Origin of the sequence: Caballeronia fortuita (genome assembly GCF_001544835.2) — a bacterium.
Classification (GTDB): Bacteria; Pseudomonadota; Gammaproteobacteria; order Burkholderiales; family Burkholderiaceae; genus Caballeronia; species Caballeronia fortuita.
The window spans coordinates 1-22,410 of the sequence record NZ_FCNX02000010.1; the positions used below are offsets into that span (position 1 = coordinate 1).

A 22,410-nucleotide genomic window follows, 5' to 3' on the forward strand; every position below is an offset into this window, starting at 1 on the left:
ACGTACTGACGATGATTATTGTCCTAAGACAAAAACCTTCCTCTGATACTTCGTGTGAGACTCTTGATACTTTTGCTATTGCTGCAGCACCTAAGCACTGCAACCGCACTCGCCATCAAGCGCCCACACTTATCGGCTGTTAGTTTTTAAAGAGCACATCGCAAGACCGTCAAACCCAACCACCGTCTTGCGTCGCTGCATCAGCAGCAGAGAAACGAGATTATGAACAACGCTTCGGTTCGTGTCAACAAGAATTTCTCGCTTCGTTTTCTTGCCGACCACCCCAACTCCCGCTTCCTTCGCGTTCATCGAATCGCGAAGGAAGGGAATTCTAGAGAGCGAAAGTCATCGCTGCAAGGGGAACGCCAGAATTTAATAGCCGCTCCAAGAAAGCTCTCGACCGACGTGCTGCAACGCCACACGATAAAAGCATCCTCCGAGCGACTACAATCAAAGGTTCCTCGCACTAATTCATTCAAGTATCGATATGCGCTCGCGAATCGCAAAACGTATTCCCCCGGATGCAGACAAGCTCGTCAGCCTCTCCCTCGCGCTCTTCGCGTCCGGCAGCCGAGTCGAGGACCGCTTCTGGGAAGCCCGCCTCGACTCGCTCATCGCCAAACTCGTACGCAACGGCAACCAGACGACGCTCGACGCCGCGCTCGACCATCTGCAGCAGAATCATCCCGACGCCTACGGCGCGCTCGCCGATATGGCGGAGACGCACAGCGAGTCGTTTCAAGTCGAGATCGACGGCGCGCCGCACGAAGCTCTGCTCATCGCCGCACCGGTGCTCGCCTGGACGCGCTACGCGATCCCGTCGGGCGCGCTCAAGGGCGATGCTGTCGACGCGCTGCGCGCGCAGATGCAAGCACATGTCCTTGCCGCCGACGCGCGCGTGGCCGTGGCGCCCTATCTTTACAGCATCGACCAGTTGCCGCGACATCACGTCGACACGGCGCGCCTCGCGCAACAACTGCTGCAAACGGTGACGAACGGCAGCGTCGCACGCCTGAACCTGTCCGACCTTCCCGAGACCTCGCCGATTCTCGCCGATCCGCGATTCCTGCTGGCTCTGGTCGTCGTGCCGGCCGGATCGGCTTTCTTTCGCTGGCAGGAAGAGGAAAACGGCAGCCGTGCCGAGCGCGGTCAGTGCCTCGAACAGTGGGCCGCGCAAGGCGGGCCGAGCTTCGCCGCCATCCTGCCGGGCTGTGAGTTCGAGTGCCTGCTTCCCGACGCCTACTACTCGGCATGTCGCGACGCCGACGAACAGGTCCGCCCTCACACCGTACGCACGGCGGTCCGCTACCTGTTCGATACGCTCGGCACCGCGCCGCAAGACCTGCGGGCGGTCATCGCGGGCTTCGGTGAACGGCGCATCGACGAATATCGCATAGGCTTCACGCGGCGCGGCAGCAACGACGTCATCTACGGCGTCGTGTGGCCGCTTTATGGGCGCGAAAACGGCGAGCTCGGAATGGAGGAGGATCCTGTCGATCTCGAAGGCGCGAACGGACCGGTCGAAGAGATCGTCGAATTGCTAAAGAAGACTGGCGTGTCGGACGTGCGCCGTCACGCCGGACGCTTCGAGCCGGAGTTCTGCGACGACTGCGGCGTGCCGCTCTACGCCGATCCGCTCGGTGAGATCGTTCACGCCGAAATGCCAGAAGATGCTGAGCCCGCGCAGCCACATTTCCATTAAAGCTGACTCAAGACAGTCATCTGACGCAAAAAGAACCCCGCCACGAGCGGGGTTTTGTGTATTTATGCCTATGCCATTCGGATGAGGGGCCAAATCACCTCAAATTTGTCAATATAGCCACTGACGCCGATTCGACCCGGCGCCTAGTCCCGGAGCCAAGGGGTAACGGGTGTATTGACAAGAGGTAAAGAATGATAATCAACATCATTGGTTCCGACGCGGAGCGCCGGGCGGGCCTTAGAACATTGCTGCGCCGCGTTGCGCGACAGGCGCAATTCACCGAGGCGAAGGACTGGAAACAAGCCCGTTCCGCCTTGAAACGCTCTACTCCCGACATGATCGTGATCGACTGGACGCCCGAGTCGCGAACGGCAGACTTGCAGCTCCTGCTCGACGAGGCCCCTGGCGTGCCCGCGGCCATCGTGGTCGACCGCTGCAGCGCCGCGCTGGTCTATGCGCTAATGAGCGTCGGCGCGAAAGGCGTGATCCCGAGGGCACTGGATCCGATCCTGATCCTTCGCGCACTAGAGATGGTGCTCGTCGGCGGGCACTATATTCCGCCCGATGTCGTCGACCCCGAGCTGACACTCGAGCTCACCGCGCGCCGCATCCGCGAAAACGCCGGGCTGCCGCACGGGATTCGCCATCATCCGACGCTGTCGCCCCGGCAGCAGCAGATCATGCGCTGCGTGCACATGGGAAGCACCAACAAGATGATCGCGAAGACGCTCGGCATCAGCGAAGGCACGGTGAAGATCCACCTTGCAAGCATCTTCCAGCAGCTTGGCGCGACCAATCGTGCAGCCGCTGTCGCGATCTACAACGGCGTGCAGAACACGCACCTCGAAATTCTGCGCAGCGGAAACGAGCATACTGTGCGCGCCGTGCCGGGTCAGGCGTGCGTGATTCCCCTGCGACGGCCACGGACGCGCTACCCGTCGCTTCTGGATAGCGACGCGGCCGCGGTGCCAATGGCCGCCGAGCCCGACTCGACGTTCTAGCAACAAACGCGGCGAATGGGTCCGTCCTTTGCGCACACGTTTTACGCGCAACGAGTAATATGCAAGGCATGGGGTTCTTCTACACACCGCTACCGCTTTGGCTGACCGTCGGCAGTTGGATCGTTGCCGCGGGACTGCTCGCTCTCGCGCTGATGCAGCGTCCGTTCGCGCGTCTCCAGGACGCGACGCTGCAGAACGTCTGGCTCGGTGTCATCGTTGCAATCTCGGTGCTGTGGGCGTGTAACGCATGGTTCGACGACGGACCCGTCATCCATCTGTTGGGCGCGACGCTGATGGTCACCTTGTTCGACTGGCGGCTTGCGCTCATCGGCACGGCCGCGACAACAGGTCTCGCCGCCGTCGTGCTCGATGCTTCATGGCTCTCGGTCGCGACCACGTATCTTCTCTTCGGCGCTTTGCCCGTTGCGGTTTCCACGCTGCTGCAACGGCTGAGCAACGTCTGCTTGCCGCGCAATCTCTTCACCTTCATCGCCGGACACGGCTTCATCACGTCGGCGGCTGCGGTGGCGGCGGCATGTGGGGCGACCATCCTGCTCGAGGCGGCGCTGGCGAGCGGCCCGGTGATCGTGCCTCCCGCGTTTACGCGCGGCTCGCTGCTGCTGGGCGCCGGCGAAGCGCTCTTTACGGGCCTCCTCACCATTCTCATCACGGTCTACAAACCCGCGTGGATCACCACGTATGACGTGCGCCGCTATCGACTCGATCGCGGCCCACGCGTCTAGGTTTCGCAAAACGTATCGGCGCTTTGCCATCGGAATGCCTGGATATCGGATTCCGGGCGATGGGCGTGCGCGCAAAGTACGATAAGATTGAACTCCTTCCCCACACGGCGCATCTTACTTGGCCGTGTCTTCTTAGCGCCAGACTTGATGGAAAGTAACTACGCACCGCGCCGGCTCCTGCGGCTCGTCGGCCGGTTGGCGGTATGCGCATCGTTGGCATGCGCGGTGTCCGCTTTTGCCGATTCGCTCGACGAGCGCAATGAATTGATTCACCACTTCGTCACCGATTTCAAGGCCAACCCGCTCGTCGCGGATTGCGCCGCGCATGGCAACTTCATCGCCAGCACGTCTTCGGCTTTCGATCACGTCGAATTCCCACCCGATTCGTTCGATGCCACGCATTCCGCAATCGAACCCTGGAACGATTCGTTCGACGAGAAGAAGCAGCGCATCAAAGTGGACAACGTCGTGACCGTCGAAGGTCAGGGCATGCCGAAGAACGGCGAGCGCGATCCCACTCCGCTCAAGTTCCGCTGCGGCTATGTCGGCAGCCAGATGCTGGCGTTTGGCTGGAACGATCCCGTACCGCCGTTGCGCCCGCGCGCCGAACCGCACGCGTCGCGCGCCACGAAGGGCAAGCATGGCGCGAAGACCAAGTCGACAGCAGGTAAATCAACGGCGACCAAGTCGAGTGCGACAAAGAGCACGTCCAAGTCGACCAAAAAAACGAGCAAGAAGCATTAGTCGGCCCCTTCCGCCGAGGGCACAGAGTCAAAAAGGGCGTGGCCGCATGAAGCGGCCACGCCCTTTTTCACATCGGCCGCAGAAGGCGCGCGCTCAGTCGCCGAACGACTGCAGATGCCACAGAATGGCTTGCAGCATCGATGCGCCAAGCGCCGCGCTGCGCGCACCGTTCCAGCCGACGCTCTCGTCCGGCAGATTCGCATTGTCCTTGAACGGCATCTCCAGCGTCAGCGACAGACACTTGTACTCGTTGCCGATGTACTTCGACGCGAGCTTGAGCGCATCCGTCTGATACTTGCTCGACTCGTAGCCGTGAACGTCCTGGAAGTCCGGGCTGGCCTGCTTGAAGAAATCGACGAACGCCTTCTGCTCCTTCGCCTGCCGCTCGGTGAAACCCGGCAGCATCTCCGAGCCCGCGACGAACACATACGGAATGGCTTCGTCGCCGTGGATGTCGAAGAACATGTCGCAGCCCGTCTCCTCGATCGCCTCGCGCACCGCGAGCACTTCGGGACTGCGCTCCGCGCTCGGCTCCATCCATTCGCGATTCAGGTTCGCGCCCGCCGCGTTCGTGCGCAGATTGCCGAGCACGCTGCCATCGGGATTCATGTTCGGCACGATATGGAAAATGGCCCGCTCGAAGAGCGCGCGCGCAACCGGATCGCCCGCCCAGTCGCCGAAGCCCGCGAGACGCTTCACGAGCCCTTCGACGAACCATTCCGCCATCGTCTCGCCCGGATGCTGACGCGCGATGATCCACACTTTCTTCTTCGGCTCGGCGTCGCCAAAATCGGGAATGCCGAGCGAGAGCACGGATATCGGCCGGCCCTGAACGGTGCTGCCGAGTTCAGTCAGCGTCGCGAGCGGCATCTGCTGGACCGCGCCGAGAAACTCCGAATGACGCTCCTCGCTGTACGGCTCGAAGTACGCGTAGTAGATGCGGTCGAAGTCGGGCGTGTGATCGATCTTCATCACCTTCCCGTCGTACTCCGTCGATACGCGAAACCAGTTCACGCGGTCATAGCTCGCGACCGCTTCATAGTCGCGCCAGCCTTCGGGAAACGCGCACTGCGCCGCGTTCTCGAAGGTCATCACGAGACGCTCGCCGCGCGCGCCCGACACGCGAAAGTAGAACCACTGAGCGAAGTCCGCGTGCGAATCGGGACGGATGCGCAGGCGAATATCGGCGGGATCGTCGGCGTTGAGGACTTCGATCGCGCCTGCGTCGAAGTTGCTTGAAATGGAGAGTGTCATCTGCGTTTCCTTGCGTGCTTGCCGCGCGGTCTCAATCCGCGACGCGGCGACGAAATACGTATGTTGTATCGTTCGATGCTTTCGCGTCGAACTTGTAGCCTTCGCTGCCGAAGCCCTTGAGCGCCTCCGGCTCGTCGATGCGATTTTCCACCGCATAGCGCGCCATCATCCCGCGCGCGCGCTTCGCGTGAAAGCTGATGATCTTGTAGCGACCGCCCTTCCAGTCCTCGAACACGGGCGAGACGACCGGCGCCGCGAGCAGCTTTGGCTTGACCGACCTGAAATATTCCTCCGACGCGCAATTCACCAGCACGCGGGCGCCACGCTGCTTCTTCAGTTGCTCGTTGAGGGCCGACGTGATGCGCTCGCCCCAGAACGCGTACAGGTCCTTGCCGCGCGCGTTCGGAAACTTAGTGCCCATTTCCAGCCGATACGGCTGAAGCAGATCGAGCGGCCGCAACAAGCCATACAGGCCCGACAACACGCGCACATGATTCTGCGCGAAGTCGAGATCGCCCGCCGAGAGCGACTTTGCGGCGAAGCCTTCGTACACGTCGCCGTTGAAGGCGAGCACCGCCTGCTTCGAGTTTCGCGCATCGAAGGTCGTCGACCAGTCGGCGTATCGCTGGAAGTTCAGCGCCGCGAGCTGGTCCGAAATGCCCATCATGCCGCCGATCTGCTGCGGCGAGAGCTCGCGCAGTCCGCCGATCAATTCAGCGGCGTCATCGACGAATTGCGGCAGCGTGTGCTTCTTGACATGGGCGGGCGTCTCGTAGTCGAGCGATTTGGCAGGCGAGAGAACGATTATCATGGAGGCTCGCCGGCACGCCGCCGGCGATCATTGGCATAAACCCCTGATTGTATCGAATGGACAATTCCGCCGCGCCGCAGCCCGGCGCCCTACGCGTCGTGCTCGATTCGAACGTGTGGATCGACATCCTCGTGTTCGACGACCCCGCCACGCGCCCGATTCACGCCGCGCTTGTCGCTCGCACGCTCGAAGCGCTGATCGACGAGCGTTGTCTCAGGGAGCTCACGCGTGTGCTCGACTATCCACAGTTCGTGCGCATGGCCGTCGACAAAACGGCGGCGCTCGAAAGCGTCGCGCGCCTGTCGACGCTCGTCGCCGCGAACATCGACGAAAACGCGCGCCCGCTGCCCAAATGCAAGGACCGCGACGACCAGAAGTTTCTCGAACTCGCGCACGCATCGGGCGCGCAGTGGCTCGTGTCGAAGGATCGCGCGGTGTTGAAGCTCGCGCGGCGCGTCGCGCGCGACTTCGCGTTTCGTATCGCCGAGCCTAAACCGTTCGTTCTCGAATTCGAGGCACAGGCGGCCATCGGCTGACGGTGTCTTAAAATAGTCGCGAGCCTAAATCCACGCCCATCCGACCATGAACGCCACGCACGATTTGCCGCCGGTTCCGTCAGAGCTGTCCTTCCCGTCGCGTCTGCCCAATGTGGGCACGACCATCTTCACCGTGATGAGCGCGCTTGCGACGCAAAAAGGCGCGGTCAATCTCGGCCAGGGCTTTCCCGACTTCGATTGCGACCCGCGCATCGTCGATGCGGTCGCAACCGCCATGCGCGACGGCCACAATCAATATCCGCCGATGGCGGGCGCCGCGCCCTTGCGACATGCGATCGCGCGCAAGATCGACACGCTTTACGGCCGCGCGTACAACGCCGACACCGAAATCACCGTGACCGCCGGGGCGACGCAGGCGCTGCTCACGGCGATCCTTAGCTGCGTGCATCCGGGCGACGAAGTCATCGTGATCGAGCCGATGTACGACAGCTACGTGCCGTCGATCGAACTCGCGGGCGGCAAGCCTGTATTCGTGTCGCTCGAAGCGCCCGACTACGCGCTGCCCTTCGACAAGATCGCCGCCGCGATCACGCCGAAGACGCGCCTTCTCATGATCAACACGCCGCACAATCCGACTGGCCGCGTGTGGCACGCCGACGACATGAGAAAGCTCGAGGAGATCGTGCGCGGTACCAACGTGCTGATTCTCTCCGACGAAGTGTACGAGCACATGGTCTACGACGGCGCGCCGCACGAAAGCGTCGCGCGCTATCCGGAACTGGCGAAGCGCAGTTTCGTGGTGTCGAGTTTCGGCAAGACGTTTCATGTGACGGGCTGGAAAATCGGCTACGTGGCCGCGCCCGCCGCGCTGACGGCCGAATTCCGCAAGGTGCATCAGTTCAACGTCTTCACCGTGAACACGCCGATGCAGATCGGCCTCGCGCACTATCTCGAAGACCCGAAGCCGTATCTCGAACTGCCCGCGTTCTATCAGAAGAAGCGCGATTTCTTCCGCGAAGGGCTCGCGACGACGCGCTTCTCGCTGTTGCCGTCGGAAGGCACGTATTTTCAGTGCGTCGATTATTCGAAGATCAGCGACATGCCCGAAGCGGACTTTGCGCAATGGCTCACGAGCGAGATCGGCGTCGCGGCCATTCCCCTTTCGGCGTTCTATCACGAGAGTCATGAATCCGGCGTCGTGCGCTTTTGCTTCGCGAAGAAGGAAGAAACGCTCGCACTCGCGCTCGAACGCCTCGCGAAGCTCTGAGCCTTCGGCGCGCGCGCCACAACCAGGAGTCGAACGGAACATGAGTACGCAAGACTTCACGATTCGAACACTCGGTATCGTCGGCAGCGGCGCGATGGGGCGCGGCATCGCGCAGATCGCGGCGCTCGGCGGACTGAACGTGCGTGTCTACGACACGAACCCGAAAGCGCTCGCCGCCGCGCGTGCGTCTCTGTCGGAGACGTTTTCGAAGCTCACCGCCAAAGGCAAGCTCAAGGAAGCCGACGCGCACGCCGCGCTCGCCCGCATCCTCGATGCGGGCGACACGGGCGAGCTGTCGGATTGCGACGCCGTCGTCGAGGCGATCGTCGAGAATCTCGACATCAAGCGCGAGCTGTTCCGCGAACTCGAAGCGGTCGTCGGGGAGCACTGCATTCTGGCGTCGAATACTTCGTCGCTGTCGATTACCGCGATCGCCGCCGGCTGCGCGCATCCGGAACGCGTCGCGGGATTTCACTTCTTCAATCCGGTGCCGTTGATGCGCGTGGTCGAAGTCATCGACGGACTGCGCGGCGATCCACGCGCCGGCGACGCGCTGATGGACCTCGCGCGCCGCATGGGCCACACGCCGGTGCGCGCGAAGGACATGCCGGGCTTCATCGTCAATCACGCCGGGCGCGGCATGAACACCGAAGGCCTGCGCGTGGCGAGCGAAGGCGTCGCGAGCTTCGCGGACATCGACCGCATCATGCGCGAGCAGGCCGGCTTTCGCCTCGGGCCGTTCGAATTGCTCGATCTCACCGCGCTCGACGTCTCGCATCCGGTGATGGAATCGATCTATCACCAGTTCTACGAAGAGCCGCGTTTCAAGCCATCGCCGATCACGGGCACGCGGCTCGCGGGCGGGCTCATCGGGCGCAAGGCGGGTGAAGGTTTCTATCGTTACGTCGAAGGCAAGCAGGAGGTGCCGCCGGAACCCGCCGCGCCGACGCAGTTGCCCACGCGCGTGTGGATCAGCCGCGCGTCGCACGAAGGCCGCGAGCAAGTGCTGAAGCTCATCGCGAAGTGCGATTGCTCCGTGCATATCGATGCGGGCCACACGCCCGAACCCGATTCGCTCATCGTCGTGACGCCGCTCGGTCTCGATGCGACGACCGCCGCCGTCAACGAGCATCTCGATGCCACGCGCGTCGTCGCCGTCGATACGCTCTTTCCGCTCGATACCGTCGCGCGCCGCACGATCATGACGACGCCCGCGACCTCGCCCGCGATGCGCGATTGCGCGCACGCCCTCTTCGCCTTCGACGGCGTGCCTGTCACCGTGATCCGCGATTCGACCGGCTTCGTCGCGCAGCGCGTCGTCGCGACGATCGTAAACATCGGCTGCGATATCGCGCAGCAAGGCATCGCGACGCCCGAGGACATCGATCTCGCCGTGATGCTCGGTCTAGGCTATCCGCACGGCCCGCTCGCGCTCGGCGACACGCTCGGCGCAAGCACCATCCTCACGATCCTGCGCAACATCCACACCGTGCTCGGCGACCCGCGCTACCGGCCCACGCCCTGGCTCGCGCGGCGCGCGCAGCTCGGACTTTCGCTTACCCATATCGAGGAGCGCCGATGAGCGCCGAACTACTGACAGACCGTCCCGCGGGCAGCGACACCACGCTCGTGCTCAAGTTGTCCAATCCCGGCGCGCGCAACGCGCTGCATCCGGACATGTATGCGGCCGGCATCGAGGCGCTAAACACGGCCGAGCGCGACAACAGCGTGCGCGCGATCGTGCTCACCGGCGCCGACAACTTCTTCTGCGCGGGCGGCAACCTCAATCGCCTGCTGGAGAACCGCGCGAAGGATCCGTCGGTGCAAGGCGAAAGCATCGACATGCTGGCGGAATGGATCAGCGCGCTGCGCTCGTCGACGAAGCCGATCATTGCGGCCGTCGAAGGCGCGGCGGCGGGCGCGGGCTTTTCGCTCGCGCTCGCGTGCGATCTCATCGTCGCCGCCGACGACGCCCGCTTCGTCATGTCGTATGCGCGCGTCGGCCTCACGCCGGATGGCGGCGCATCGTGGTTCCTTTCGCGCGCGCTGCCGCGCACGCTCGCGAGCGAAGTGCTGCTCGAAGCGAAGCCGATCGGCGCGTCGCGTCTGCATGAAGTCGGCGTCGTGAACCGGCTGACGAAGAAAGGCATCGCGCTCGATGCAGCCATCGCCTGGGCCGACGATCTCGGCGGCGTGTCGCCGAAAGCGATGGCGCGCATCAAGTCGCTCATCAACGCGGCCGACGTGCAGCCGCTTGCCGCGCATCTCGACATGGAACGCGACAGTTTCGTCGATGCGCTGCATCACGGCGACGCGCTCGAAGGCATCACCGCGTTCCTCGAAAAGCGCCAGCCGAACTATCGCTGAGTCATGGCTCACTACGAATTGCCCAAGCGCCGGCGCATCTTCCTGATGCGTCATGGCGATGTGACTTATTTCGACGACAGCGGCCGCGCGATCGATCCCGAAAGCGTGCCGCTCAATGCGCGCGGACGCGAGGAAGCGAGCGCGGCGGGCCGCGAGTTCGCCGCGCAAAACGTGCGCTTCGATCGCGTGATCGTGAGCGGATTGCCGCGCACGATGGAAACCGCGCAACGCGTGCTCGACGCGACGGGCCAGCGCATCGACATCGAAGTGTGGCCCGCGTGGCAGGAGATTCGCGGCGGCAAGCTGAAAGATCTCACCGTGTCGGACATCGAGCGCGCCTTTCTCTCCGTGTTCGATGGCGTCGTGCCCGAAGACACGCGATTTCTCGGCGGCGAGACGATCGGCGAATTGCTCGACCGCGCATTGCCCGCGATGGCGCGTCTGCGCGACGATCGCACGTGGGACACGGTGCTGCTCGTGCTGCACGGCGGCGTCAATCGCGCGTTGCTTTCGCATGCGATCACCGCGGGCGGGCGCGCGTTCTTCGGGCATCTGTCGCAGGCGACGGGCTGCATCAACGCGCTCGACGTCGGCGACAAGCCGTCCGACTGGGTCGTGCATGCGATCAACCATTCGCCGCCCTCGCCGCTGCACGCCGACGTGCGCAACACGACGATGGAACTGCTCTACGCGCAATTCGTGCGCTACAAGGCCGGCGATATGAACTGAAGCGGTAGCCAGGAGGAGACGATGCAGGACGAAGAACAGAACAAGCAGTCCGATTTCTCCGCGTTCGAAGGAACGCGTCCCGTGCAGGACAAGCAGCGCATCGATCTCGATGCGCTCGTGCCGTGGCTCGCCGCGCACATCGATGGCTTCAGCGGTCCTTTGAGCATCGAGCAGTTCGCGGGCGGCCAGTCGAACCCGACGTTCAAGCTCGTCACGCCCGCGCGCAGTTATGTGATGCGCGCGAAGCCGGGGCCGGCCGCGAAGCTCCTGCCGTCCGCGCACGCGATCGAGCGCGAGTATCGTGTGATGCACGCGCTCGCTTCCACCGACGTTCCCGTCGCGCGGATGCTCGCGATGTGCGAGGACGAGAGCGTGATCGGCCGTGCGTTCTATGTCATGGAGTTCGTGCAGGGCCGCGTGCTGTGGGATCAGTCGCTGCCCAACATGACGCCCTCTGAGCGCGCGGCGATTTACGACGAAACCAATCGCGTGATCGCGGCGCTGCATACGGTCGATGTCGAAGCCGCCGGACTCTCGGGCTACGGCAAGCCGGGCAATTATTTCGAGCGGCAGATCGGACGCTGGAGCAAGCAATACGTCGCGTCGGAAACGGAGAAGATCGACGCGATGAATCGCCTGATCGACTGGCTGCCGCGCCACATTCCGCAGACGCAGGACGCGCGCGTGAGCGTCGTGCATGGCGACTTCCGGCTCGATAATCTCATCTTTCATCCGAGCGAGCCGCGCGTGCTCGCCGTGCTCGACTGGGAACTCTCGACGCTTGGCGATCCGCTCGCCGACTTCGCGTATCACTGCATGGCCTGGCATGTCGATCCATCGCAGTTTCGCGGCATCGCCGGTCTCGACTGGGCCGCGCTCGGCATTCCCGACGAAGCCGAATACGTCGAGCGCTACTGCGCACGCACCGGCCTTTCGATCGAAGGCGACTGGGACTTCTATCTCGCGTACAACATGTTCCGCATCGCCGCGATTCTGCAAGGAATCATGAAACGCGTCGTCGATGGCACCGCCGCGAGCGCGCAAGCCGTCGATGCCGGCAAACGCGCGCGACCGATGGCCGAGCTCGCCTGGGCCTACGCGCAGAAAGTGGAGGCGAACGCATGAATTTCGACTACACGCCCAAGGTGCAGGCGTTGCGCGAGAAGTTGCTCGCCTTCTTCGACGCGCACATCTATCCGAGCGAACGCGCTTATGCCGAAGAGATCGCGGCGAATCGCGCGGCTGGCAACGCGTGGCTGCCGACGCGTCTCATCGAAAGCCTGAAAGAAAATGCGCGCGCCGAAGAACTCTGGAATCTCTTTCTGCCCGCATCGGCGCGCGGCGCGGGCCTGACAAACCTCGAATACGCCCCGTTGTGCGAGATCATGGGCCGCGTGCCGTGGGCGCCCGAGGTCTTCAACTGCAGCGCTCCCGATACGGGCAACATGGAGACGATCGAACGCTACGGCACCGAAGCGCAGAAAGCCCAATGGCTCGAACCGCTTCTGCGCGGCGAGATTCGTTCGGCGTTTCTGATGACGGAGCCGGAAGTCGCGTCCTCGGATGCGACCAACATTCGATGCAGCGTCACGCGCGACGGCGACAGCTATGTCATCGACGGTCACAAGTGGTGGTCGTCGGGTGCGGGCGATCCGCGCTGCAAGGTGTATATCGTGATGGGCAAGACCGATCCGGACGCGCCGAGACACGCGCAGCAATCCATGATTCTCGTGTCCGCCGACGCGCCCGGCATCACGGTGCATCGGCCGTTGAACGTGTTCGGTTACGACGACGCGCCGCACGGCCACATGGACATCACGCTCGATCGCGTGCGCGTGCCGGCAGCGAACATCTTGCTAGGCGAAGGACGCGGCTTCGAGATCGCGCAGGGCCGGCTCGGGCCGGGACGCATTCATCATTGCATGCGTCTCATCGGACTCGCGGAACGTGCGCTCGAACTGATGACGAAGCGCACGCTCTCACGCGTTGCGTTCGGCAAGCCAATCGCGGAACACGGCGTGACGCAGGAGCGCATCGCCGAGGCGCGCATCATGATCGAGCAGGCGCGGCTTCTGACGCTCAAGGCCGCGTACATGATGGACACCGCCGGCAACAAGGGCGCGCGCGGCGAGATCGCGATGATCAAGGTCGTGGCGCCGAACGTCGCGTGTCAGGTCATCGACTGGGCGATACAGGCGCACGGCGCGTGCGGCATCTGCGACGACTTCCCGCTCGCGTACGCGTATGCGTCGGCGCGCACGCTGCGTCTAGCCGATGGCCCCGACGAAGTGCATCGCAATGCAATCGCCAAGCTCGAACTCGGGAAACACGCGTCAGGCGGTTGAAGCGCCCGGATTGCGCAAGCCGAAAAGCGCGGCGGAATCGACGGTCAGCACGAGTTCGCCGTTCTGGTTGTGCGCTTCCCAGCGCGTCTGCACGATGCCGCGATCCGGCTTGCTCTTCGAGACGCGCTTGTCGAGCACGCGCACGGTGAGCCGCACGGTATCGCCGACGCGCACGGGCTTGATCCAGCGGATATTGTCGAGACCGGGAGAGCCCATCGAGGTCGAGTCGCCGATCATGTCGCGCACGAGAATGCCCATCATCGCGGAGCACGTGTTCCATCCGCTCGCGACGAGCCCGCCGAAATGCGACGCCTCGCCCGCCGCTTCCGACAGATGAAAAGGCTGCGGATCGTAACGTTCGGCAAAGCCGACGATCTCTTCTCGCGTGAAGGTATGCGCGCTCAACTGAACGGCGCTGCCGATATCGAAATCCTCGAAGGCGTATTGCATGCGGTTCTCCCTTTTCCATGACGGCGACTGTTGGCAATGGAGAACGCGGTTGCCCGGAATGCGCACGAGCGGCGTCGGGCAATACGCGGTGTCTCCTCATGGCCCGGCCGGAGCCAGAAGCGACGCCGCGCGCAACGCTTACTGCAGCGGCTCCTTCAATGCGTCCGGAACGGGCAACGGCATGACGTCGATGCCTTCTTCGAGCAAAGCGTGCGTTTCTTCGGGCGTCGTCACGCCGCGAATGTTGCGCGCCGGCGCTTCGTTGTAGTGAATGCGCCGCGCTTCCTCGGCAAAGCGGTCGCCCACGTTTTCGGTCTTTTCGATCAACGCGCGCATGAACTGCATCGCGCGCGCCTGCAATGCCTGCGGTTCCGGCGCGGCCTGAGCCTGCGCGGACTGCTGCGGCGCTTCACCGCGCGCGGACGACAGATTCAGGCGCGGCGCCGACGGCACACGGCTCACATCCGTCGTCGAGCACACCGGACATGCAACCAGCTTGCGTGACAACTGCGATTCGAACTCTTCGGTCGAGGCGAACCAGCCTTCGAACCGGTGTTCGTGCGAGCACTTTAAATCGAGGACCTTCATGCTGATGGGGCTTCGGTGGAGTTTATCTCAGAAACGCGCTTTTTGAACGATCGTTCGCATAGTTGAAGGATCGCGAGATCGCCGGGCGGCGAAGCATCCATTCTAGCCGCTCGACCCGCGCGACGCTTTCACGACGCGAAAACGACAAAGCGGCCGTCGAGGCCGCTTTTGCGTCGATCGTCACTGAAAATCAGCCGCTGATCGTCTCGCCCTGCTCCCATTCGCCCGAGCGGATCTTCTCGAGCCAGAACGCGCCGATGATCGTCTTCACGTCGCTGATGCTGCCGTCTTTCACCCAGCTCATCAATTGCGCTTCGTCGGCGATGAAGGTTTCGAGGAATTCGCCTTCATCGAGTTTCGCGTCGCCCGCCTTCAGGCCGCGCGCGAGATAGATGTCGATGAATTCCGTCGAGTAAGAAATCACCGGATGGATGCGCGTGAGGAACGTCCATTCCCGCGCGGTGTAGCCGGTCTCTTCCTGCAGCTCGCGCTTCGCGCAAGTGAGTTCGTCTTCGTTCGGATCGAGCTTGCCCGCCGGAAATTCCAGCAGCACGCGGCCGACCGGATAACGGAACTGGCGTTCCAGCAGCACGCGGCCATCGTCGAACACCGGCAGGATCATCACCGCGCCGGGATGCTCGACGAACTCGCGCGTCGCATGTTTGCCATCGGGCAATTCGACGGTATCGCGCTTGAGCGTGAGGAACTTGCCCTCGTGCAGCGTGACGCTTTCGACCTTCTTCTCAACGAGGCCGTCGTCGTTGCCGGGAATCGAGGATTGATCTGCCATCTTGAGCCCTGTGCTTTCGAAGCAAACAAGCCGCCAAGGGCGCGAAGCCGTCAGCGGCGTTTGACGAGATATTGATACGTGAAGCCTGGAAAGGCGAACACGACGAAGAGACTGAAGGTAATGGCGTAGAACTGCCATCCCTGATCGAATCGGTTGCCGGCGCGCGCTTCGAGCATAAAGCCGAGCGCGCCGACCACGAAGTAAAGAACGACGAGTTCGCCGATGCGAATCCACGCGCTCTTCTTCGCCGCCTTGCGTCCCGGCGCCGCCGGAAGCGGCAACGGAACGATGGCGAAGAGGCGCTGATTCAGAAACGGCACGTTGGCGAGGACGAGCGCCAACAGCACGATGAACCAGCCTGCCGCCGACATTACAGCGGCAGCGTGTGCGAGATTGCCGTGAGGCAGGCCGACATCAGGGGACCCGGCACGAGGCCGAGCACCAGCACGGCGAGGCCGTTGAACGCGAGCAGCGAGCGGTTCAGGCCGCCGGCGACGATCGGCGATGCGTCCTGCGGTGCATCGAAATACATGAGCTTGACGATACGCAGATAGTAGAACGCGCCGACGAGCGAGGTCATCACGGCGAGAACGGCGAGCCACGTGAGACCGGCGTTCATCGTCGCTTCGAGCACGGCGAGCTTCGCGTAGAAACCGACCGTCGGCGGAATGCCGGCGAGCGAGAACATCATGATCATCATGACGAACGCGAACACCGGGCTGCGCTGATTCAGGCCCTTGAAGTCTTCGAGCGTTTCGGCTTCGAAGTCGCGGCGCGCTAGCAGCATGACCACGCCGAAGGTGCCGAGCGTCGTGACGAGATAGATGATGCTGTAGAACATCGCCGAGCTGTATGCGCCCGCCGCGCCCGTAAGCTTCCCGTCGACCACGCCGGCGAGCAGGCCCAGCAGCACGAAGCCCATGTTCGAGATGGCCGAGTACGCCAGCATCCGCTTGATGTTCTTCTGCACGATACCCGTGATATTGCCGACGATCAGCGAGAGCGCCGCGAGAATCACGAGCATCTCTTGCCAGTCCACCGCGAGCGGCAGCAGGCCCATCACCAGGAAGCGCAAGCCCCACGCGAAAGCCGCGACCTTCGGGCCGCCGCCGGTGAGCAGCGTCATGGCTGTCGGCGCGCCCTGATAGACGTCGGGCACCCACATGTGGAACGGCACCGCGCCCATCTTGAACGCCACGCCCGCGACGATGAAGATCACGCCGAACAACAGCACCGCGTCATTGATGCGGCCCGATGCCACGGCCTTCAGCACTTCGTTCAGTTCGAGCGAACCGGTCGCGCCGTAGATCATCGAGATGCCGTACAGCAAGAAGCCGGATGCGAGCGCGCCGAGCACGTAATACTTCATCGCCGATTCGTTCGACTGCGGCGCGTCCTTACGCAGCGCGATCACCGCGTACAGCGACAACGACATCAGTTCGAGACCGAGATACAGCGTGAGGAAGTTGTTGCCCGAAATCATCACGCACTGGCCGAGCAGCGAGAACATGCCGAGCAGGAAGAAGTCGCCGCGAAACAGGTCGCGATCTTCCAGATACTTCTTCGAATAGATGATCGACACCGCGTAGCCGAGACACACGACCGCCTTCATCGCGCTCGCGAACGGATCGACGATGTACATGCGCGTGAAGAAATAAGCCGGCGTCGGATTGAGCGCGGTCATTGCGAACCACACGCCGCAGACGATCGTCGACACGAGCGCGATCAGATACGTCGTGTGACGGCTCTTCGGGCCGAACATCGTGTCGTTCAACCAGGCGATGACGACGGCGGCCATCAGAACCGCGTCGGGCCACAACATACTCATAGGAGCGTTTTGCATGATCTTTTAGTTTCTCCGCACGACGTTACTGAGCCAGCGGCAGCTTCGACTGCGCGACGTGGGAGAGCAGGTTTGCCACGGATTCGTGCATTACGTCGGTAAAGGGCTTCGGATGCAGACCCATGTACAGCGTGAACACGGCAAGGATGGCGAGCATCAGGAATTCGCGTCCGTTGATGTCCTTGAGCTTCGCGACGTGATCGTTCGCGACCGCGCCGAAGTACACGCGCTTGTACATCCACAGCGTGTATGCCGCGCCGAGAATCAGCGTGAACGTCGCGAGGAACGCGATCCAGAAGTTGTACTTCACCGCCGCCAGAATCACCATGAATTCGCCGACGAAACCAGACGTGCCCGGCAGGCCGCAATTGGCCATCGCGAAGAGCATGACGAAGGCGGCGAACTTCGGCATCGTGTTGACGACGCCGCCGTAATCCGCGATCTGACGCGAGTGGACGCGGTCATACAGCACGCCGATGGAAAGGAACATCGCGCCCGACACGAAGCCGTGCGAAATCATCTGGATGATCGCGCCTTCGACCGCGAGCTGGCTCGACGCGCCGAACATGAAGAAGCCGAGCGTGACGAAGCCCATGTGCGCGATCGACGAATAGGCGACGAGCTTCTTCATGTCGGCCTGCACCATTGCCACCAGTCCGATGTAGATCACCGCGATCAGCGACAGCGTGATGACGACCGGCGCCAGAAAGTGGCTCGCGTCCGGCGCGATCGGCAGCGAGAAGCGCAGGAAACCGTACGCGCCGAGCTTCAGCATGATCGCCGCCAGCACGACCGAGCCGCCCGTCGGCGCTTCCACGTGCGCATCCGGCAGCCACGTATGCACCGGGAACATCGGCACCTTCACGGCGAACGCCAGGAAGAACGCGATGAACAGCAGCACCTGCGGCGTCATGTCGAGCTTTGCGGCCTGCCACGTCGCGAGATCGAACGTGTGCGTCTGCGTGTACAGATACAGCAGCGCGATCAGCATCAGCAGCGAGCCGGCCAGCGTGTACAGGAAGAACTTGAACGCCGCATACACGCGATTCGGGCCGCCCCACACGCCGATGATGATGTACATCGGAATGAGCGTGGCTTCGAAGAACACGTAGAACAGCAGGCCATCCGCAGTCGAAAAGACGCCGATCATGATGCCCGAGAGGATCAGGAACGCGGCCATGTACTGCGACACGCGCTCGGTGATCACTTCCCAGCCGGCGATCACGACGATCACCGTGATGAGCGCGGTCAGCACGACGAACCACATCGAGATGCCGTCGACGCCCAGGTGATACGAGATGTTGAAGCGCTCGATCCAGTTGGACTGCTCGACGAACTGCAGCGCTGCCGTCGACGTATCGAAGCCGGTGATGAGCGGAATCGTGACGATCAGCCCGAGCACCGAGCCGATCAGCGCGACCCAGCGCGCGGGCGCCGGGTTGCGGTCGTTACCTACGGCGAGCACCAGCAGGCCGAAAATGATCGGCAGCCAGATCGCGACACTGAGAATCGGAAAAGAGTGCATAGGATCCCTCGCCTTATTTGCCGCCGAGCGTCACAAACAGGGTCAAGAGCCCCAACATGCCAATAATCATGGCGAACGCGTAGTGGTAGATGTAACCGGATTGAAGGAAGCGGATCACACCGGCGAACCAGCCCATGAACCGCGCACTGCCGTTGACGATGCCGTCGATGACCACCACATCGCCCTCTTTCCAAAGACCCCGGCCGATCGCGACCGCGCCCTTCGCAAACACCACCTCGTTGATCTTGTCGAAGTAGTACTTGTTGTCGAGCAGCACGTAGATCGGACGGAACGTGCGCGCGACGACCGCGGGCAAGTCTGGGCGCTTCATGTAGAAGAACCACGCGACGATCACGCCCAGCGCCGCGAGCCACACCGGGCCCGGCGTGATGATGCCGTGCAGCGCCATCGTGATCCAGCCGTGAAACTCTTCGGCCATTTCCTTCAGGCCTTCGTGGTTCTCGGCGATGTAGATCACCTTGTCGAACACGACGCCGTGCGAGAAGAAGTCGCCGTAGATCATCGGGCCGATCATGATCGCGCCGATGATGATCGACGGAATCGCGAGCAGCACGAGCGGCAGCGTCACGACCCAGGGCGTTTCGTGCGGAACATGAGCGTGGCCGTGACCGTGGTCGTCGTGGCCATGCGTGTCATGGCCGTGGCCGTGCGCTTCGGCCTGGCCCATCGGCGAGTCGGGATGCTTCGGACCGCGGAATCGCTCTTCGCCGTGGAACACCATGAAATACATGCGGAACGAGTACAGCGACGTGACGAACACGCTCGCGACCACCGCGAAATACGCGAAGCCCGAACCCGCCAGATGCGAGTACTTCACGGCTTCGATGATCGAGTCTTTCGAATAGAAGCCCGAGAAGAACGGCGTGCCGATCAGCGCGAGCGAACCGATCAGCGACGTGATCCACGTGATCGGCATGTACTTGCGCAGGCCGCCCATGTTGCGCATGTCCTGATCGTGGTGCATGCCGATGATGACCGAGCCCGCGCCGAGGAACAGCAGCGCCTTGAAGAACGCGTGCGTGCCGAGGTGAAACACGGCGACGGGATACGCCGATACGCCGAGCGCGACCGTCATGTAGCCGAGCTGCGAGAGCGTCGAGTATGCGACCACGCGCTTGATGTCGTTCTGCACGACGCCAAGGAAGCCCATGAACAAGGCCGTGATCGCACCGATGACGGTCACGAACGACAGCGCCGCATCCGAATGTTCGAAGAGCGGCGACATGCGCGTCACCATGAAGATGCCGGCCGTCACCATCGTCGCCGCGTGAATCAGCGCGGAGATCGGCGTCGGGCCTTCCATCGAATCGGGCAGCCAGACGTGCAGCGGGAACTGCGCCGACTTGCCCATCGCGCCGATGAAGAGACAGATGCACGCAACCGTGAGCAGGCCCCATTGCGTGCCGGGGAACGTCATCGTCGCGAGCTTGTCGCTCTGCGCGAAGACGTCGCCGTAGTTCAGCGATCCCGCGAACGCGAGCAGCAGGCCAATGCCGAGCAGAAAGCCGAAGTCGCCCACGCGGTTGACGATGAACGCCTTCATGTTGGCGTAGATCGCGCTCTCACGCGTGAAGTAGAAACCGATCAGCAGGTACGACACGAGGCCCACCGCTTCCCAGCCGAAGAACAGTTGCAGGAAGTTGTTGCTCATGACGAGCATCAGCATCGAGAACGTGAAAAGCGAGATGTACGAGAAGAAACGCTCGTAGCCGACTTCCTCGTCCGCCATGTAGCCGATCGTGTAGATGTGCACCATCAGCGAAACGAACGTCACGATGACCATCATCATCGCCGTGAGCGAGTCGACCAGGAAGCCGACTTCCATCTTCAGCGAGCCGACGTTCATCCATTCGTAGATGGTCGCGTTGAAGCTCGCGCCATGCATCACGTCGTTGAAGACGATCGCCGAGAGGACGAACGAGACGAAGACGCCGAGAATCGTGACGCTATGCGCGCCCTTGCGCCCTACCCATTTCGCGAACAGCCCCGCGATCAGCGAGCCGGCAAGCGGCGCCAGCGGAACCGCGAGCAGGAGGTTTTCATTGAGTGTCGTGGACATAACAGCCTAGCCTGAAATTAACCTTTGAGCTGATCGAGGTCCTCGACGTTGATCGTGTCGAGGCTACGGAACAGGGTCACGAGAATCGCGAGACCGATCGCGGCTTCAGCGGCGGCGACGGTCAGCACGAAGAACACGAAAATCTGGCCGTGCACGTCGCCCAGATAGTGCGAGAACGCGACGAAATTGGTGTTCACCGCGAGCAGCATCAGTTCGATGGCCATCAGGATGATGATGACGTTGCGGCGGTTCAGGAAGATGCCGACGATGCTGATCGCAAAGAGGATCGCACCGAGCACGAGGTAATGGGCAAGACTCAACATATTCGATTTCTCCTTCGCGCTCAGCCCTTGTTGTCGACCGTGCCCGCGCCGATGTTGCCGGTGACGGCGGGTTCCGTCGCGGCATCGGGCGCGCTCGTTTCCGCCTGCATCTTGACGAGACGCACGCGGTCTTCGCGGCGCACCTTGACTTGCTGGCTGACGGTTTGCGTCTTCTTGTCCTTCTTGTCGCGGATCGTGAGCGAGATCGCCGCAATGATCGCGACCAGCAGCACGAGGCCCGCGATTTCGAACGCGAAGATGTAGTCCGTGTAGATGACCTTGCCGATCAGCTGCGTGTTCGGCATCAGCGCCGCGCCCGTCACCGCCGTCGACGTTTCGGGCGTCACCGTGCCGCCGAAGCCGTGCCAGAGGATCAGCGCGGTTTCGATCACGATGATCGCGCCGACGATGCTGGCGAGCGGCACGAAGCGCTTGAAATCCTTGCGCAGGACATCGATGTTGATGTCGAGCATCATGACCACGAACAGGAACAGCACCATCACGGCGCCCACGTACACGAGAACCAGCAGAATCGCGAGGAATTCGGCTTGCAGCAGCATCCAGATCGCGGCCGCGTTGAAGAATGCGAGCACGAGGAAGAGCGCGGATGACACCGGGTTGCGCGAGGTGATCACCTTCAGCGCGGAAACGACCAGCAGCAGCGCGAAGATATAGAACAGTACGGTTGTGAATTCCATGATTACCGGTTCATCGTTAGGCCATCATCAGGCATGGTGTGTCGGCGCTTTCGGGCATGAGCCGCCCTCGGCGCGCGCCGCAGTGTGCCGGACAGCAACAACAAAATCGCTCTCGCGCGCGGCCGAACGCGTGGCACCGGCTGCGCGCGCCCATCAACGATAAGGCGCGTCGGCCGCCTTCGATGCGGCGATTTCCGTCTCGTAGCGATCGCCCACCGCAAGCAGCATGTCCTTCGTGAAGTACAGATCGCCGCGCTTCTCGCCGTGATATTCGAGGATGTGCGTCTCGACGATCGAATCGACCGGGCAGCTTTCTTCGCAGAAACCGCAGAAGATGCACTTGGTCAGGTCGATGTCGTAGCGCGTCGTGCGACGGGTGTTGTCCGCGCGCGTCTCCGATTCGATCGTGATCGCCATGGCCGGGCAAACGGCTTCGCACAGCTTGCAGGCGATGCAGCGCTCTTCGCCATTTTCGTAACGGCGCAGCGCATGCAGGCCGCGGAAACGCGGGGAGATGGGCGTCTTTTCTTCCGGGAACTGCACCGTGATCTTGCGCTGGAACGTGTACTTGCCCGTCAGCGCAAGACCCTTCAAGAGTTCGGTCAGGAAGAAGGTCTTAAAGAAGTTCTGAATTGCGTTCATGATGATTTCGC

Annotated in this window: 23 protein-coding genes; 11 read left to right on the plus strand and 12 right to left on the minus strand. The window is 62.6% G+C overall.

Annotation, left to right across the window (positions count from 1 at the left end; all coding sequences use genetic code 11):
• The first annotated feature begins 487 nt into the window (after positions 1-487).
• The 4 genes from AWB77_RS19385 to AWB77_RS19400 all read left to right on the plus strand — a co-directional run bounded on the left by AWB77_RS19385 (position 488) and on the right by AWB77_RS19400 (position 4,190).
• Positions 488-1,702, plus strand: coding sequence for a DUF2863 family protein (locus AWB77_RS19385; RefSeq protein ID WP_061136088.1), 1,215 nt, complete (start codon positions 488-490; stop codon positions 1,700-1,702).
• Positions 1,703-1,893: 191 nt separating this feature from the next.
• Positions 1,894-2,703, plus strand: a complete 810-nt coding sequence (locus AWB77_RS19390) for a response regulator transcription factor (protein ID WP_061136089.1) — start codon at positions 1,894-1,896, stop codon at positions 2,701-2,703.
• A gap of 68 nt (positions 2,704-2,771) precedes the next feature.
• Entirely contained in the window at positions 2,772-3,446 is a 675-nt protein-coding gene (locus tag AWB77_RS19395; protein ID WP_061136351.1) for an energy-coupling factor ABC transporter permease, read from the plus strand.
• 147 nt (positions 3,447-3,593) lie between these two features.
• Positions 3,594-4,190, plus strand: a complete 597-nt coding sequence (locus tag AWB77_RS19400) for a BspC domain-containing protein (protein ID WP_061136090.1) — start codon at positions 3,594-3,596, stop codon at positions 4,188-4,190.
• Positions 4,191-4,283: 93 nt separating this feature from the next.
• Here the strand turns inward: AWB77_RS19400 and AWB77_RS19405 are convergent, their stop codons facing one another.
• Positions 4,284-5,444, minus strand: a complete 1,161-nt coding sequence (locus AWB77_RS19405) for a M14 family metallopeptidase (RefSeq protein ID WP_061136091.1) — start codon at positions 5,442-5,444, stop codon at positions 4,284-4,286.
• Positions 5,445-5,475: 31 nt separating this feature from the next.
• Positions 5,476-6,255 carry a peroxide stress protein YaaA gene (yaaA, locus tag AWB77_RS19410; protein WP_061136092.1) on the minus strand — a complete coding sequence of 260 codons (780 nt, stop codon included), beginning with the start codon at positions 6,253-6,255 and terminating at the stop codon, positions 5,476-5,478.
• Between the two features lie 56 nt (positions 6,256-6,311).
• Between yaaA and AWB77_RS19415 the strand changes: the two genes are divergently transcribed.
• Genes AWB77_RS19415 through AWB77_RS19445 form a run of 7 tightly spaced genes read left to right on the plus strand, consistent with a single transcriptional unit; the run spans position 6,312 to position 13,460 of the window.
• Positions 6,312-6,791 carry a putative toxin-antitoxin system toxin component, PIN family gene (locus AWB77_RS19415; RefSeq protein WP_061136093.1) on the plus strand — a complete coding sequence of 160 codons (480 nt, stop codon included), beginning with the start codon at positions 6,312-6,314 and terminating at the stop codon, positions 6,789-6,791.
• Between the two features lie 46 nt (positions 6,792-6,837).
• Positions 6,838-8,019 carry a pyridoxal phosphate-dependent aminotransferase gene (locus AWB77_RS19420; RefSeq protein WP_061136094.1) on the plus strand — a complete coding sequence of 394 codons (1,182 nt, stop codon included), beginning with the start codon at positions 6,838-6,840 and terminating at the stop codon, positions 8,017-8,019.
• Between the two features lie 40 nt (positions 8,020-8,059).
• Positions 8,060-9,601, plus strand: a complete 1,542-nt coding sequence (locus AWB77_RS19425; protein WP_061136095.1) for a 3-hydroxyacyl-CoA dehydrogenase — start codon at positions 8,060-8,062, stop codon at positions 9,599-9,601.
• Positions 9,598-10,386: an oxepin-CoA hydrolase, alternative type gene (locus AWB77_RS19430; RefSeq protein WP_061136096.1), complete on the plus strand. Its 789-nt coding sequence runs from the start codon at positions 9,598-9,600 to the stop codon at positions 10,384-10,386. The genes AWB77_RS19425 and AWB77_RS19430 overlap by 4 nt, the downstream gene beginning before the upstream one ends.
• 3 nt (positions 10,387-10,389) lie before the next feature.
• The gene (locus tag AWB77_RS19435; RefSeq protein WP_061136097.1) at positions 10,390-11,115 is read left to right on the plus strand and encodes a histidine phosphatase family protein; all 726 of its coding nucleotides are present in this window, start codon (positions 10,390-10,392) and stop codon (positions 11,113-11,115) included.
• A gap of 21 nt (positions 11,116-11,136) precedes the next feature.
• Positions 11,137-12,240, plus strand: a complete 1,104-nt coding sequence (locus AWB77_RS19440; RefSeq protein ID WP_061136098.1) for a phosphotransferase — start codon at positions 11,137-11,139, stop codon at positions 12,238-12,240.
• A complete protein-coding gene (locus AWB77_RS19445; protein WP_061136099.1) occupies positions 12,237-13,460 on the plus strand; it encodes an acyl-CoA dehydrogenase family protein in 1,224 nt (407 codons plus the stop codon). The genes AWB77_RS19440 and AWB77_RS19445 overlap by 4 nt, the downstream gene beginning before the upstream one ends.
• On the opposite strand, the gene AWB77_RS19450 is transcribed toward AWB77_RS19445, so the two are convergent.
• The 10 genes from AWB77_RS19450 to nuoI form a co-directional block, all read right to left on the minus strand.
• Entirely contained in the window at positions 13,449-13,910 is a 462-nt protein-coding gene (locus tag AWB77_RS19450) for a MaoC family dehydratase (protein WP_061136100.1), read from the minus strand. The genes AWB77_RS19445 and AWB77_RS19450 overlap by 12 nt on opposite strands.
• A 138-nt stretch (positions 13,911-14,048) precedes the next feature.
• Complete coding sequence (locus tag AWB77_RS19455; protein ID WP_061136101.1) at positions 14,049-14,498, minus strand: DUF1178 family protein; 450 nt, start codon at positions 14,496-14,498, stop codon at positions 14,049-14,051.
• Between the two features lie 190 nt (positions 14,499-14,688).
• On the minus strand, positions 14,689-15,288 hold the full coding sequence (locus AWB77_RS19460) for an NUDIX domain-containing protein (protein ID WP_061136102.1): 600 nt from the start codon (positions 15,286-15,288) through the stop codon (positions 14,689-14,691).
• Between the two features lie 50 nt (positions 15,289-15,338).
• Positions 15,339-15,659, minus strand: coding sequence for a DUF2818 family protein (locus AWB77_RS19465; RefSeq protein ID WP_061136103.1), 321 nt, complete (start codon positions 15,657-15,659; stop codon positions 15,339-15,341).
• Positions 15,659-17,131, minus strand: a complete 1,473-nt coding sequence (nuoN, locus tag AWB77_RS19470; protein ID WP_061136104.1) for an NADH-quinone oxidoreductase subunit NuoN — start codon at positions 17,129-17,131, stop codon at positions 15,659-15,661. Before nuoN ends, AWB77_RS19465 begins: the two co-directional genes overlap by 1 nt.
• Before the next feature lie 25 nt (positions 17,132-17,156).
• Positions 17,157-18,656 (minus strand): NADH-quinone oxidoreductase subunit M, encoded by a 1,500-nt coding sequence (locus AWB77_RS19475; RefSeq protein WP_061136105.1) that lies wholly within the window; start codon positions 18,654-18,656, stop codon positions 17,157-17,159.
• Between the two features lie 13 nt (positions 18,657-18,669).
• The gene (gene nuoL / locus AWB77_RS19480; protein ID WP_061136106.1) at positions 18,670-20,736 is read right to left on the minus strand and encodes an NADH-quinone oxidoreductase subunit L; all 2,067 of its coding nucleotides are present in this window, start codon (positions 20,734-20,736) and stop codon (positions 18,670-18,672) included.
• A gap of 17 nt (positions 20,737-20,753) precedes the next feature.
• Entirely contained in the window at positions 20,754-21,059 is a 306-nt protein-coding gene (gene nuoK / locus AWB77_RS19485) for an NADH-quinone oxidoreductase subunit NuoK (protein WP_007588140.1), read from the minus strand.
• Positions 21,060-21,079: 20 nt separating this feature from the next.
• Positions 21,080-21,757, minus strand: a complete 678-nt coding sequence (locus tag AWB77_RS19490; RefSeq protein ID WP_061136107.1) for an NADH-quinone oxidoreductase subunit J — start codon at positions 21,755-21,757, stop codon at positions 21,080-21,082.
• 153 nt (positions 21,758-21,910) lie between these two features.
• Positions 21,911-22,399, minus strand: a complete 489-nt coding sequence (gene nuoI / locus AWB77_RS19495; RefSeq protein ID WP_061136108.1) for an NADH-quinone oxidoreductase subunit NuoI — start codon at positions 22,397-22,399, stop codon at positions 21,911-21,913.
• Positions 22,400-22,410: the final 11 nt, after the last annotated feature.